The 13,592-nt window shown below is 55.5% G+C and carries 12 protein-coding genes; 7 read left to right on the top strand and 5 right to left on the bottom strand.

The annotated features are described in order from the left end of the window. Window positions 1–49: 49 nt before the first annotated feature. Complete coding sequence (locus ACFCXQ_RS14470; RefSeq protein ID WP_379551789.1) at window positions 50–2,116, top strand: EAL domain-containing protein; 2,067 nt, start codon at window positions 50–52, stop codon at window positions 2,114–2,116. A 470-nt stretch (window positions 2,117–2,586) separates the two neighbouring features. Here the strand turns inward: ACFCXQ_RS14470 and ACFCXQ_RS14465 are convergent, their stop codons facing one another. Then, window positions 2,587–3,966: a DUF1996 domain-containing protein gene (locus tag ACFCXQ_RS14465; protein WP_379551788.1), complete on the bottom strand. Its 1,380-nt coding sequence runs from the start codon at window positions 3,964–3,966 to the stop codon at window positions 2,587–2,589. 373 nt (window positions 3,967–4,339) lie between these two features. Then, the gene (locus ACFCXQ_RS14460; protein ID WP_379551786.1) at window positions 4,340–4,897 is read right to left on the bottom strand and encodes a hypothetical protein; all 558 of its coding nucleotides are present in this window, start codon (window positions 4,895–4,897) and stop codon (window positions 4,340–4,342) included. Window positions 4,898–5,157: 260 nt separating this feature from the next. Here ACFCXQ_RS14460 and xrtV point away from each other — a divergent pair, with 260 nt between their 5' ends. The 5 genes from xrtV (at window position 5,158) to ACFCXQ_RS14435 (ending at window position 9,871) form a co-directional block, all read left to right on the top strand. Next, window positions 5,158–6,189 (top strand): exosortase V, encoded by a 1,032-nt coding sequence (gene xrtV, locus ACFCXQ_RS14455; protein WP_379551784.1) that lies wholly within the window; start codon window positions 5,158–5,160, stop codon window positions 6,187–6,189. Next, window positions 6,182–6,895, top strand: a complete 714-nt coding sequence (gene epsI / locus ACFCXQ_RS14450; protein WP_379551783.1) for an exosortase-associated protein EpsI, V-type — start codon at window positions 6,182–6,184, stop codon at window positions 6,893–6,895. The genes xrtV and epsI overlap by 8 nt, the downstream gene beginning before the upstream one ends. Before the next feature lie 57 nt (window positions 6,896–6,952). Continuing rightward, window positions 6,953–7,897, top strand: a complete 945-nt coding sequence (locus ACFCXQ_RS14445; protein ID WP_379551782.1) for a hypothetical protein — start codon at window positions 6,953–6,955, stop codon at window positions 7,895–7,897. A gap of 80 nt (window positions 7,898–7,977) precedes the next feature. After that, complete coding sequence (locus tag ACFCXQ_RS14440) at window positions 7,978–9,117, top strand: acyltransferase family protein (RefSeq protein ID WP_379551780.1); 1,140 nt, start codon at window positions 7,978–7,980, stop codon at window positions 9,115–9,117. Next, a complete protein-coding gene (locus ACFCXQ_RS14435; RefSeq protein WP_379551778.1) occupies window positions 9,110–9,871 on the top strand; it encodes a hypothetical protein in 762 nt (253 codons plus the stop codon). The genes ACFCXQ_RS14440 and ACFCXQ_RS14435 overlap by 8 nt, the downstream gene beginning before the upstream one ends. Window positions 9,872–9,880: 9 nt before the next feature. On the opposite strand, the gene ACFCXQ_RS14430 is transcribed toward ACFCXQ_RS14435, so the two are convergent. Together ACFCXQ_RS14430 and ACFCXQ_RS14425 are read right to left on the bottom strand one after the other, a co-directional pair. Next, on the bottom strand, window positions 9,881–11,074 hold the full coding sequence (locus ACFCXQ_RS14430; protein ID WP_379551776.1) for a glycosyltransferase family 2 protein: 1,194 nt from the start codon (window positions 11,072–11,074) through the stop codon (window positions 9,881–9,883). Beyond that, entirely contained in the window at window positions 11,074–12,216 is a 1,143-nt protein-coding gene (locus ACFCXQ_RS14425) for a glycosyltransferase family 4 protein (protein ID WP_379551774.1), read from the bottom strand. The genes ACFCXQ_RS14430 and ACFCXQ_RS14425 overlap by 1 nt, the downstream gene beginning before the upstream one ends. Before the next feature lie 247 nt (window positions 12,217–12,463). Between ACFCXQ_RS14425 and ACFCXQ_RS14420 the strand changes: the two genes are divergently transcribed. Further along, window positions 12,464–12,751 carry an XrtV sorting system accessory protein gene (locus tag ACFCXQ_RS14420; RefSeq protein WP_379551772.1) on the top strand — a complete coding sequence of 96 codons (288 nt, stop codon included), beginning with the start codon at window positions 12,464–12,466 and terminating at the stop codon, window positions 12,749–12,751. A gap of 65 nt (window positions 12,752–12,816) precedes the next feature. On the opposite strand, the gene ACFCXQ_RS14415 is transcribed toward ACFCXQ_RS14420, so the two are convergent. Further along, window positions 12,817–13,587 (bottom strand): CpsD/CapB family tyrosine-protein kinase, encoded by a 771-nt coding sequence (locus ACFCXQ_RS14415; protein ID WP_379551771.1) that lies wholly within the window; start codon window positions 13,585–13,587, stop codon window positions 12,817–12,819. Window positions 13,588–13,592: the final 5 nt, after the last annotated feature.

Genomic DNA, 13,592 nt, shown 5'->3' with positions numbered 1-13,592 from the left:
GGATAACGTTATCGACAATGACGAATGGCGCGAGGACTTGCGCGAGGCCATGGTAGCTTTGCAGGCGAATGGCGCTGAGGGGATATTCCTTGATCTCACCTCCTCGGGTTCCGATGATCGTGTGCAAGACCCAGATTTTCAAAATGCGATTGCGCAGTCAGACAAGGTATTTGTGGTCGGACGCATCGTTTCTGATCGAGGGCAGGAAACAATATTGTTCCCAGAGCTCGGTGTGTTCGGGACTTCAAGCCGAGTAATCGCAGCCGAAAGAGAAGATTTTCTTGGTTTTGTCTGGAATGTCCCGACTAAGGTTGAATCCGAAGGCGTGCTCTATGACACATTTGCGGGCAAACTTGTTGGGGATGCCTCTACTTCTCGCCCACACATCGAGATTGACTATCGCTTCGACCCTGGGGAGTTCCCAGTAGTCAGTCTGAGCGAGTTAGAAAAATACGTCGCGAGCGCTGAGGGTATCGAAGGTAAGTCCTTTGTGTTCGGTTTTGCCACTGCAGGTAAGGGTACGGCGGTTAGTCTGCCGGGCTCGCGATCGGTCTCGAGGAGCTTTGTGGCGATTTTCGCAGCTGAGACTGCTTGGAATGGTGACTTCACCCGCATTAGCATAGTCAATATCTATCATCTACCACTGCTTATTGTCTGCACAATCCTGGTGGTGCTTGGTATCTTCGGGCAGCCCAGAACTAGGCATTTTTTCTACGGACTTGCTCCCCTATCCATCGCTGCAACGTTCGTGTCTGCGATTTTTCTACCATTCAGGACTGGTCTGTCGACTGCGCTGATATTCCTCTTTGTCTTCTCGCTGCAATGCATGTTCGCTAGGTGGCGAGCTCAAGCAAATCTGGACTCGGCTGATACAGGCTTACCATCACTAAAGCGGCTGGAGTTGGATATTTCGGGACTGCCGCCTACCGATCGCAAAGTCCTTATTTCCGCCAAGATCCACAATTTTGCGGAAGTCATGGCTGCTCTGCCTGCCGCCTCAAGAGCAGATTATTTCGAGGGTGTGGTCAAGCGTTTGCGTGTGGGTGACACCTCACTCACCATTTATTCAAATGCCGGTGACCGGTTGCTTTGGATGCAGGATTTCGAGTCTCAGGAAACATTGCGATCTCACCTCATCGCTCTTCTTGCGATTTTCAAGAACCCGTTGCGCATTGGCGAGAAGCCAATTGATATCGCGATCACATTTGGCGTTGATTTGAATTTTATCGGCGAGGGGCACCGCCGCATAAGCATTGCCGAAGCCCTTACAGAAAAGACCTCTCTCTCTGCGCAGCCCATCGTATTTGGCGATGAGACGGACACTACTGATGATGAGTGGCGGGTTTCCCTGCAGTCAAAGATCGATAATGCGCTTCAGTCCGACGAGATTTTCCCCGTCTTTCAGCCTCAGGTGGATCTCCGCGACCGGCGGATAGTTGGCTTTGAAGGGCTGGTGCGCTGGAATGATCGGGAGCGGGGGTTCATCAGCCCGTCCTATTTTGTTGAACAATGCGAACAGGCGGGGCGGATGGAGAAACTCCAGAAGTTCATGCTGGAAGAGTGCATTAGCAAATTTAGCGCTTCGAATGCGATAGATACCGACGCCTGGCTCTCCATAAACGTCTCCGCGACCTTGCTTGCTGATACTTGGTTGACCGAGCTAGTCCATCGGACACTAGAAGAGACTGGTTTCCCGGCCAGTCGGTTGGTCCTCGAAATCACTGAGACCGCAAGGATTCACGATCCACGCACCGCCGGTGCGGTACTTTCAGCGCTGTCTGATCTGGGAGTTGAACTGTCGCTGGATGATTTCGGTACAGGTACGGCAGGCCTTGAGAGCTTCTATCACTTGCCATTTGACGAGTTGAAAGTGGATCGCCTTTTCACTGCGGCTCTAACCAAGAGCAAGAAAGCGCGGGCGATTGTTAAGCATGCAATTAAGCTTGGCAATGACTTGGGAATCAGGGTGATCTGTGAGGGCGTTGAAGACGAGGAAACGGCTAAGATTCTTGAATCGATGGGCTGTGATTTCGCTCAAGGATATCTCTTCGGTAAGCCCTTCCATGACCTCGATTCCTTTGAATACAGCGGGTTAGAGTGGTTAAAATCTAATTAGGTAATATCCTTTACAGCGAGTTAATTCCATGGCATACCGTCCCCACAAATAAGAAAGGGGTACGATTATGTTGTTTGATATCTGGGAATGGCTTTTTAACTAAGGCCAGTTTAATTCTGATTCAGAAGTATTTGCAGAGGAGGCTTTTAGCCTCCTTTGTTTTGTCTGATGCAAATTTGACCAAAGGCGCGGTCAGGCTAGGTGCTAATTGGCGCTGATCATGTACTCGGAGGTTGCTGGGTCCCGCTGAGCCGTTGGGATATGGGCATTGCGAAGTGCTTGCTGGCGGGCCGCCTGCGCTAATCCATATACATCGCAATGCCTGTAGAGCCGGTACTCATCCGCGCTAAGCTGAATGCGAGTCTCGTCCAGCGCAGAATACTAGCACCTGCATATCTGCGAGACATAGCAGGCCCTGCTTAACGAGCTAGACGATCGATGGGGGAGTCCTCCCCCTCATCTGCATTGTGTTAGTTGCTAGCCGCGAGGCTGACCGGGTTGTTAGTGCGGGGCACATTCACACGGCGAGCGAAGTCACGCTGGTGCGCAGCGGATGCAACCAGCTGCCGTCCAGCACCCAGATCACCCCCTGAGCAGTTAAGTTTCAGGTCGATGCAATTGGCCATCCATTCGGACATCACTTCATCGTCCCATGCGCCAAACCAGTCTGCGTGGAATGTCGTGCCTGATGTCATGTGCTGGCGACCTTCCATACGGTCAGATGAGAAATGCCATGTCTGAAGGTTCGGGTCGGTATTGCCGGAGCGGTCCAACGTATCGTCGGTCTCATACCATGCAGCCAGCGTGAATGTTGGCACGCGGTAAGGGTGGCTTGCAGGGCAGCTTGCGACGCCTGTGGTCGAGTTGCGCACTTCGTAAGACATGTGCGAGCGGTGATCGATCGAGTCCAATTGTTCGCCGTCCCAGCAATCGGGCGCTGTAAGTAGCGCACCAATGCGGGCACCGCTGGGGCAATTTTGTGCGGCTTCGACTAGCGTATCATAGCGGCCAGGTCTTGCTCCGGGGCCATCGCAGTTAAAATAAGTGGCGCTCTCGCGGTCTGGCAGTTCGCCATTCATCGTCCGGCCAAAGACATAACGCAGGCCGCGCGGCAGCGCGATGCAACCTTCACCCTCAGCGCATTTGGGGTCAGTATTGGGATAGCGTTTGTAGTAGATGGAAATGAACTCAGGCATCACTACGTTGCCGTGGCCATCCAGCAGCGCAGGGATCCAATATGCGGAACGATTGAGCGGTCCGCGGCAAGTGCTGTCGCCGGTGGTGCGCAGGCTCTCATATGTCGAATCTGCGTCAGCCTCTGTATTTCCAAAATACATGTGCAAATGCGAGCGACCCTTCTGGCCGGGGAACACAATCGGGTCATCATAAGAAAGATGGCTCGGCTTGCACAGGAAACGGAATGCGCCGACTACATCAGGAAATGCGCTGCCAGGGATCTCACCTGTGCCCCAGGTTGGCTGAAGCGCCTGACTGACGCTGAAATTGGTTGGGATCCGATCGAGCTGGGGGAAGCCTTGTGTGCGGTTGCCGCCAGTGATCGGTTGGCCGGCCGGATCAGGTGCCGGGGCGGGCGCTGGGTCGGTGGGTGGTGATCCGGTGCCATCACCGCCCGATGTGCTGCCACCGGAAGTGCTACCGCCAGTTGTACTGCCACCCGACGTGCTACCGCCCGATGTACTGCCGCCGGATGAGCTACCACCTGATGTGCTCGAACCGGGATCACTTATTGCAACGCTAGTGCCTGTAGGTGAGGCGCCTGAGCCTCCACCGCAGCCTGTAAGGACTAAAGAAGACAACGCTAGGATCGATAATGTTCGTGCATTCCGCATGCTGAAAAACCCACCAATTTTCGTTATGAAAACTGTCTGGCGGACTTCAGTTAAGGCGAAGTCGAGCAACCTGGTTAACCAGTCTTTAGCCATGATTCCATCGAGGGAATCACGGTCACTAATTAACTGTTTTGGAGGCTTGGATTGCGCAACAAACGCGCATCCAAACGAAGCTATGAACAAGGTGGTGTGCAACCCGCAATGGAGTGGGCTTTCGCCCTTATTTGCCCTGTTCTTGTGGCTCGGTGCTAGGTTGTTTGGGAGGCAATCATAGAGCGTTGCGGCAAGGCGTTTTACATCTGCGCTACAGCGTCTCTAGCTAGGGACTCTTACTTAACTCACCCAAACTGGCGTTTTGGGCGCCGTTTTGCAGTCAGGCGCCGCTTTTGGCCTCATGGCTCACTGCTTGATCGCGTCGTCTTTGTTCGATTTCTTTATTGAGCTGGACTGTTTGTGCAAAGCTGGCCTCAAGCTCGCCCTCGATCGCGTCCATGTGCGGATGGGTCATTGCTTTTTTGCCCAGCCGGTCAAACAATAGCTCTTTCTGGCTGAACAGCTGGTCCTGTTGTCCGATCAGGAAATCTCGGCGATCAAGCAATTGTTCCATGGGAGTACGCGGCCTCGCAGCACGCGCGAGACGGCGCTCGCGTTCTTTCTCGCGCCACTTGGTCATGACAATTGCCTCGCCAATCGTCGTAGGCTGCTGGCCGTTCTCATCAACCAGCACTTCACCGCAAAAAGCCGCGGAGCGCGGCCAATGCGCGACCACATATGTGGCGAGCGCTGCGCGCTCGTCCTGCGACAGCTCCGTGCCTAGCGCCTGCACCACGTCCATATTGCCGAGATCAACATCAGCTAGCGAGCGCTCGCGTACATCGGCGCTGCATGCTGACAGCGCTAGAGCTGAGAAGGCTAGGAGCAAAACCCGCATGATCGTGACCTGTGTCGTATCTTTCCTATGAAAGTGATCAGCAAGCGGTAACTGAGAGGTGTAAACAAAGAACCAAGGGAGCGTCGGCCGCTCACGAATGCGGCCGTTAACACTTTCGCTGGGCTTGTGCGATTACTAGACAGGGGCTCCGCTCTAGGCTTGACCGGGCCCAGCCTGTGCCCGATATCTAGAGCTCGTCACGTATAAGGTGCGCCCCTGTGGGGCAGCCGTAAATTTCAGGGTGGAATACGCAGACTATTATGGAGCAAGTCAGCGCTAACCGATCGCCGGGCGATGGGGCAATAGATGGCACTATGCCAGATGCCGATTTCTCGGGCGGCGTAAAATCCTCTGCCTCAGGCAAAGCGCCTGCGCAGGGCGGGATTAGTTTGGCCGATTTCCGTTGGCCAGACCTGCTGTTTATTGCGGGTTTGCTAGCGGTAGCTGTGCCCACCATGATTTTCGTCGCACGTTCGACCTGGACCGGCGAGCAGGGCGCTCATGGGCCTATCGTGCTGATGACTGGCCTGTGGCTGCTGTGGCGCGAATGGCCAGCGGTTCGGCATTTGTCGCAAGCTCCAGCATTTTGGAAAGTAATCGCGCTGATTATTCCGGCGCTTATCGCATATGCGCTCGCTAGAATAACCCAGATCATCGAGCTCGAAGGTTACATCATGTACGGCGTTCTGGTGATCGCTTGTTATGCGGTGGTTGGAGCCAAGCCGCTGATCAAACTCGCTTTTCCGATCATCTATCTTGCTTTCATTTTTCCGCCGCCTGATACGGTGATTTATACGTTCACCTTGCCGATCAAGGTGGCGATTAGTGAAACTGCAATCTGGCTGCTGCAATTGTTTGGCTACCCGATTGGCGGCACTGGTGTGACCATTCAGATCGGTCAATACCAGCTGCTCGTCGCGGCTGCTTGCGCAGGACTTAATTCGATTGTTTCGCTCTCGGCTCTGACAATCTTCTACATCTACATTCGCCATATGGGCGATCGCCGCTATCAGCTGACCTTGCTGTTGTTCGTCCTGCCTGTGGCAATCGCGGCAAACTTTGTGCGCGTGCTGATCCTCATCTTGCTGACGTATCATGCTGGCGAGGCGGCCGCACAAAGCTTCCTACATGATATGGCAGGATTGACTATGTTTGCGATGGCGCTGCTCATGATCTTCTTGGTTGATATGGCGCTGGCGCGGTTCTTCGGTAGCAAGGAAGCGGAGGGCGACGCCCCCCTATCAGATAGACCCGCGTCTGACCCGGCAATGGAGGGTGCGAAAAATGGGTAACGCTCTAACTGGTCAACCTGGCCTATCACTTGACCGGCGCAAGGTTCTGCTGGGACTCGGCATGGCCGCCGTGGCAGGCTTCGCTCAGGCGCGCCAACCGGTGATCAATACCGAGCCACTGGAAGAAGGCGAACTGGTGGGCCTGATGCCTGAGCGCATGGGACGATGGACCTTTATGACCGAAAGCGGGCTCGTCTTGCCGCCATCGGATGCTTTGTCTGATCGCTTGTATGATAATCTGGTGACCCGGATTTATACGAACCCTGAGGGCAAGGCCGCGATGTTCCTGATGGCTTATAACAACAGCCAAGACGGGGTGTTGCAAATCCACCGGCCCGAGACTTGCTATCCAGCTGGGGGTTTCGTTCTGTCCGAAACGCAGCCAATGAATGTCGCTTTGCCGTCCGCATCCGGGCCTGCATCGGGCGGGCTTCCAGCGCAGGTATTTTCTGCTGACAGCCGCACACGCGATGAAGTTGTGCTCTATTGGACCCGTGTGGGTGAAGAATTCCCTCAGCGCTGGTCTCAGCAGCGGCTGACGGTGGCGCAGGATAATATTCGCGGGATTATTCCCGATGGCATGCTCGCTCGTGTATCGACTTTGGGATCAGACATTGGGGCGGAGCTCCCAGTGCTCGAAGATTTTGTGGTGGCGTTGCATAATGAAGCGCCGCCCAAGCTTCGCGGATTGCTATTCGGTGCGTGATAGGCGACGTAAATCACAATTTTTTCAAGATTTTATCGAGGGAAGGGCGACAATCTCATGACCGACCAAACAAATAACGAGGACGCACTGGCTTGCGCCCCAAAAACAGCCAAATCCAAGCTTCTGACGGGAGCCATGTTGGCCGGAGCCATTACGCTGCTAGCGGCATGCGGTGACCGTCAGCCAGAAGGTCAGGTTGTTGCGGTCGTCAATGGCGATGAAGTGACCCTGCAAGAAGTGAACGCTGCGCTCGGCGATGCGCAAGTGCCTGAGGGCGAAGAAGCGCAAACGGTGCGCAATGGCGCGCTCGCTAACGTCATCAATCGCCGTCTGATGGCCGGGATTGCACGTGAGGATGGCATTGACAGCACGCCGGAATTTATCGTTCGCAAACGTCAGGTCGAAGAAGCGCTTCTGGTGCAAATGCTGACTCAGAGCGCCGCCGCTGAACTTGACGCGCCGACAGCCGCTCAGATCGACAGCTTTATCGCAGAAAACCCGCAGATGTTTGCTGAGCGCAAGCTGATTGCGGCGAATCAGATCCGCTTCCGCACGCCGGCACGTGACGACTACATTGAGGCGCTCGCTGAGGTGACAAATATGGATCAGGCGGTGGCCGTACTCAACCGTCTGGGTATTGAGTTTGAGCGCGGCAACACGCGCATCGACAGCGGCAATTTGCCTAATGCGATGTTCCAGCGGATGCTTGAAGTTGGCACGAGCGAGCCAATTATCGTGCCAACACCAACCGTCGTTACCGTATCGCAAATCCTGCAAGTCGCTGATGCTCCGCTGACAGCAGAACAAGCAAGACCAGTTGCCGTAAATATGATCAATCAACGCGCTTTGGCCGAACAATTGGAAGAGCGGTTGGACGCTGCCAAAGCAGAAGCAGGGATCGAATATCAGCCCGGCTATGCCGCGGTCGAGGAAGACGAGGCTGGCGATAGCGGGGAGGGTGTTGTACCTGCGTTGCCGACTGCGGTTGAAGAAACGCCCTAACCGCGCATTTCGTCGGGGGAAGGGTCGACCGATGTTAGCGTTCTCGCCTCAAAACTTTCAGCCACAAGATCAAGCGTCAGGTGGCTGAACAACCTGCGCCCGCAGCTGGTAAATCACCGGCGCCTGATCCGCTTGTAGATCAGCCAAAGTCGGGACCTTCAACGATCCCGGCTTTGGATGGCTTTCGGGCTATCGCTATTCTGTTTGTGATGTGCTCGCATATTGGCCTCGAAAAAGTGGTGCCGGGCCAATTCGGCGTTACCCTGTTCTTTTTCCTGAGCGGATATCTTATTACCACGCTGCTCCGGCGCGAGTTCGCCCGCGATGGGGCAATCAGTTTCAAGGCCTTTTATACACGCCGGATGGTGCGGATCATCCCGCCAATGTATATCGCCATCCTGCTTGCAATCGCCCTGTCAGCGAGCGGCGTAATTTATGAGCTTGATTATCGCGGGCTCATTTTCGATTTCGCCTTCCTGACCAATTATTTTCCCGTGAGCGGCATACCGATCGGTCTATGGTCGCTCGCAGTCGAAGAGCATTTCTACCTGCTCTTTCCTGCTTTTGCGGCGCTGTGTCTGAGGCGTTGGGATGCGCGCCAATGCGCCATCCTGTGCGCGGTTTTCTGCCTGATTGCGCTGGGCCTGAGGCTTTATGAAGTGGGTCGGCTTGAAGACTTTACGCGGGTCAATTTCTGGACGCACACACGTCTGGACTCGATCCTGTTCGGATCAATTCTGGCGATGTGGAACAATCCTGTGATTGACCCAGAAGACAAGCTTCCACCGACTATGGTGTCTTACGCACTTGGAGTGAGCCTGTTGCTCGTGGGCTTTGCCATTCGCGATGAGGCGTTTCGCCAGACGCTGCGGTATACCATTCAGGGCGTTGGACTGATTTTCATCTTCAACGCGGCTATTCGCGACACGCGTCTCGCGCATCCGATCTTGAACTCGCGCATACTCGAATATGTCGCCAAGCTGTCTTATACGCTTTATCTGGTCCATGTGATTTTCATTTATGCGTTCAAACCGCTTGAGCCGATGCTGGGCCAGATGGGGGCAGGGCTCATCGGGGTTGCTGTTTCATTTGTATTTGCGGATTTGATGTACCGTTTTGTGGAGACACCGCTTGGCCGTTGGCGGCGCGGCGTGGAAAAGGGCTGGAAGGCGCAAGCTATGCAGCGCACAAGCAATCAAGCAGAGAGAATGAATGGCTGAAATACCTGCTTTGTTTGCTGCATTTGATCAGATCCGCATCGTAAACCTCGCCAGCCGGACAGACCGCCGTGCAGAAATGGAACGCGAGCTAGCCAGTGTCGGCCTGCGTGACGACCCTCGCGTGGCGTTCTTCCCTGCGATTTCGTGCGAAGATAGCGGGCCGTTTTTGCGCAAAGGATCAAATGGTGCGTTTCAAAGCCATCTGACTTTGCTGCGCGGCGCAGCGGAGGCTGGGCAGTCGATCCTCATCTTTCAAGATGATTGCGATTTTCTGGCTGCCGAGATGGCGAAATATACGCTGCCTGACCAATGGGACATTTTCTACGGCGGCTATGTCGCCAGCGATCCCAACAACCTCGCGACGAGCGATATCATCGGCGCGCATTTCATGGGCTTTTCCCCGCAAGCAGCAAAGACCGCCGCGGAGTATCTGACCCGTTATCTTGAGCCGGATTTCCCCCTTGATGCGCAGGCAGCGGCAAAGCCTGGCTTTGATCCGGCCATCCGCCCTCCGATCGATGGGGCATTTGTGTGGATGCGGCGCGCGCACCCAGAACTGGTCACCTGTTTTGCAATGCTCGGCGTTCAACGCCGCTCGCGCACGGATATTGGCGACCAGCGTGTGTGGGATCAGATCCCGGTGGTGCGCACGCTGGCAGGTATCGCACGGCGTATACGCGATAAGCTGACCGGCCGCGCAACCGAAATGCGCGAGGAGAATGTTGATTTTGGGCCTGGCAAGGCCGGCCAGTAGCTAGGTGACTTAGGGTCTGCGCTCAGTCCGTTTCCAATTGGCCTCTGGCCCCTTGAGAAAGCCGAGATAGACCGGAATTTTCCAAAGCACGTATAGCGGCATGCGCAGCAGAGCGCCTCCGCTTAAAAACTCCCTCCCGTTCACAATCCAACCGATCAGAATGAGTACGAGTGCGGTGCTGAGCACCCCGCCCAGCAAAGCGGCAGGCCCAATGATTGCGGTAAGCCAAGCGGCGCACGAAAGCGCTGCAAAGACGAGCCCTGATAGCATAACCAGCAGTGCCAGCGGCGGCACCATTAGATGTAGGCCAAGCAGGATCTCGGCGAGCGAAAAACGCCTGATCCCGCCGAGAAATGTCGGCAAAGCGTGAGTGCGCACAGTTTGCAGAAAGCCATGCTCCCACCGCGTTCTTTGTGTAAGTGCATCGCGCATATCGGCAGGTGCGCTGCGCACATGAGCGTGCCCGATAAGGCGTGGTGGCTTACCTGTTCGGGTTAGCTCTATGCCAAGGCCCAGATCCTCAACGATATTGCCCGTCGCAAGCTTAGCCTTGGAAAAGATCGCCCACGGAAAGGCCATGCCAGTGCCCGTCAGCAGGGCCGCGCCGCCCAGCCGCTGCATCCCGCGCGAGCGGAAGAGGTTTTTGACGACCATCGCAAAGCTGGAGACTTGAACCATCGGCGGCGCAGTCAGATCCCCGCTGATCAGGTTCACCGCTTGCACGGGCACAGCGCGCGTCTGAGCTTCCGCGGCCAGCGCCTCGACGCTTCCTCCGTGCAGCTCACAATCAGAATCGAGGACAATCACCACCTCGGGCGGGCTTGCCTGCTGGGCTAAATGATCACGTCCAAAGGCCAGCGCATATCCCTTGCCGCGTTCGGTTTCATGGCTTCGCTCGATCACCTCGACACCGCAATCGCGAGCAATCTTTGCGGTATCGTCGCTACAATTATCGGCGACCACCACAACACGCGTATCAGCGGGCGCGGCCGCCTTGAGCTTTGCTAAGGTGTTGGCGATACCGGAGGCTTCGTTATGCGCTGGCATAAGAACGGCAACCGAGGGATTGGGCGCGGTCGCTATGTTATGTGTGCGGCTGGGCCAAAGACCCAAGAGCATCTCGAGCGTAAATACGGCGAGCGGTAGGGCAGCGAGCGCCGCCACTATCCACAAAGCTATGGTAAGAACGCTGATCATAGTCATTACTGTTGAGCGGCCTTTGCTGCGCGCTCGGCCATTAATTCCTTGGCAAAAGCACGGTACTTAAGCGCTATATTGCTCCAAGCGAATTCGCTTGCGCGGGGATCAAAATCGCCGCGTCCGGTCTTGAGCGCATCGGCAATCTTGGCCGTCAACATGGCTTGGTCTTCTGTATCGCACAGCGTTTCGCGGTCGCCCACAATCCAACGCAGGCGCGGCGTGTCATGCCCCACCACAGGCAGTCCGCCGGCCATCGCCTCAACAAAGACATTTCCGAAGCTTTCAAAAAGCGACATGTGCAGGAATACATCAGCTGAGCGGTACAGTGTCGCCATCCGATCTGCGGTCGTTGTAAAGCGCGTAAAGCGGCCTGGTAGGATTTCCTTTGCGAGCGCGTCCACTTCATCGCGCAAAGGCCCATCGCCCGCACAGACGAAATGCACGCCGTCCAGAGGCGCGACTGCGCGCATGCCGTCCATCACGCGCTTGGTCTCGATAAAGGCGCTGACCATCAGCACGACTGGCACTCCCTCGGGAATGCCGAACTCCGCGCGGTTGCCTTCGACACCGTGGAAGCGCTCGGGATTAATGCCGTTGGGAATAAGCGCAGTGCGCCAGCGCGGCGCATTGTCCCGTTCATAATCAGGGTTGGTGCAGACCAGCCCGTCGCATGAAAAACGCTTAAATTCAGACTTATCACTGCGCGCGGGCCAATCGCCATTTTGCGTTACAAACATATGCAATGGGGCCTCAGCGCCGCCGTTATTGCGAAGGGTCCAATGGCTAAATGGGAAGTTGCAAGTAAGCGTGATATCAAATTCACTGGGCTTATAAGCGCGCTTCAATGACCGCGAAAAGCTCGCATCTTCCCACACCGTCTCGGAGCGAAAGGGGGGGATTTTCGGAAGCCATTCAAGCTTGCGGCGATTGATCGCTTTGGCTTGGCGATATTCATATGCGGTGCCTTTGCGCGGCTCGCCGGCACCAATGACGGTCACCTGATCGCCAAGCTTAGCGAGCTCTTCTGCGACGGAGAGCAATGCGACTTCGGCGCCGCGCTCTTCCTGATGGAAGCCAGGCAGCGCAAAAAGAAAACGCAGGGGCGTTTCCTCTGATGTGTGTGATGGATGTGATTGGCGCGCCAATGCGCTATCCCCCGATTGGCCGAAACTCTCGCCTTCCTAAGGCAATCCGGCCGCTTCGAGTACCCCCAAAGCAACCGATACCCAACTGGCTGTGTCAAAAACGGACGTAAGGCAATTTTCGTAACAAAAAAGCCAATGGATGTTGGCGCATGCGTCGTTTTTGCCCTATCGCGAACATGAGAGGGCGACATAACTGGCAATTCCGCCGCGAGAAGTGGTAGTTTTGTGTCGGTAGAGGAGAATTCGCGTGGAAACTTTCTGGGATTGGATCACAGTTTTCGTCTTTGGCGGGCTGGTTGTATTGATGCTCAGCCGGTCCTCGCAGGACGAACCGCAGGATCACCTAGCCGAGTATCTCGTGCCGGCCGCTGGTTGTGCGATCTCAAACTACATCGGCAACAACCACTCAGATGTGGGCGCAGCAGTAGCTTTGGCGCTTGTTGCGGCCTATGTTTACAAGGTTCTCAAATGGCCTCCCGCCGACTTCTTCAACCGCAATAATGGCGGCGAAGACGATGGGCAGACCCCCGGCTGAGAGTGAGTTAGCTCGGCGGGCTTAGCTGAGCCAAGTGGTGGGCACTCCAGTAGCACCCCCAAAACTCACTTTTTCTTGCCGTATTCTTTCAGCCCGTATGGATCGCCGTAGCCGTAGCCATAATCATCCGCAAAACCGCCTTGATAGCGGTTGAGGATTGTGCCGATACACGTTGCTGGTTGAAGCAAAGCTAGCGCTTCTGTCACCTGGCCTTTGGTTGTCTGACCATGATCGACCACCAGCATGTAGCCATCAATCTCACGCACGCAAAGCATGGCGTCATCATTGGCAAAAACGGGTGGCAAATCGCAAATGACAAGATACTCATCAGGCAGTGCGCGCAAGCTCTCGATAAGGGCGTTAAAGCGCGAACCGCTGAGCAATTCGCTGCTGCCTTTCATCGAGGCGATTGACGGCATGAGATATAGCCCCGTGTCGTTCACGCGGTAAACGCATTTTGTCCAATCTTCTTCCTCGCCGCGTAGATACATGCCCAGATCAATGGGGATCTCGGCAGGGAAACGGCTGAGGATAGATCCGCGGCGCAAATCAAAATCACATAGAATAACCTTGCGGTCTTCCACTTGAGAAAGGGCTGCAGCAAGGTTACCGGACAGAAACGTCTTGCCCGCGGCCGGTGTCGCACTGGTGATGCCAATGAGCTTAGCCTCAGCTTCCTCAATGAACTGCGCCAATTGCGTGCGCAGCAAATTGAATGGGCGTGAGCGCGCGTCATGGCTATTGAAGCCAACGATCAACTGCTCATCAAGGGCCTGCTCATCAATAGTGATCACTGCGACATTGGCAGGATCGAACGTGTGCGCGGAGGCGGTCATGCGGG

The sequence above is a fragment of the Qipengyuania rhodophyticola genome, from assembly GCF_042493225.1.
In the GTDB taxonomy this organism is placed as follows: domain Bacteria; phylum Pseudomonadota; class Alphaproteobacteria; order Sphingomonadales; family Sphingomonadaceae; genus Erythrobacter.
Note: the sequence above shows the minus strand (reverse complement) of the source record. Positions and strands in the feature narration are given on the sequence as shown.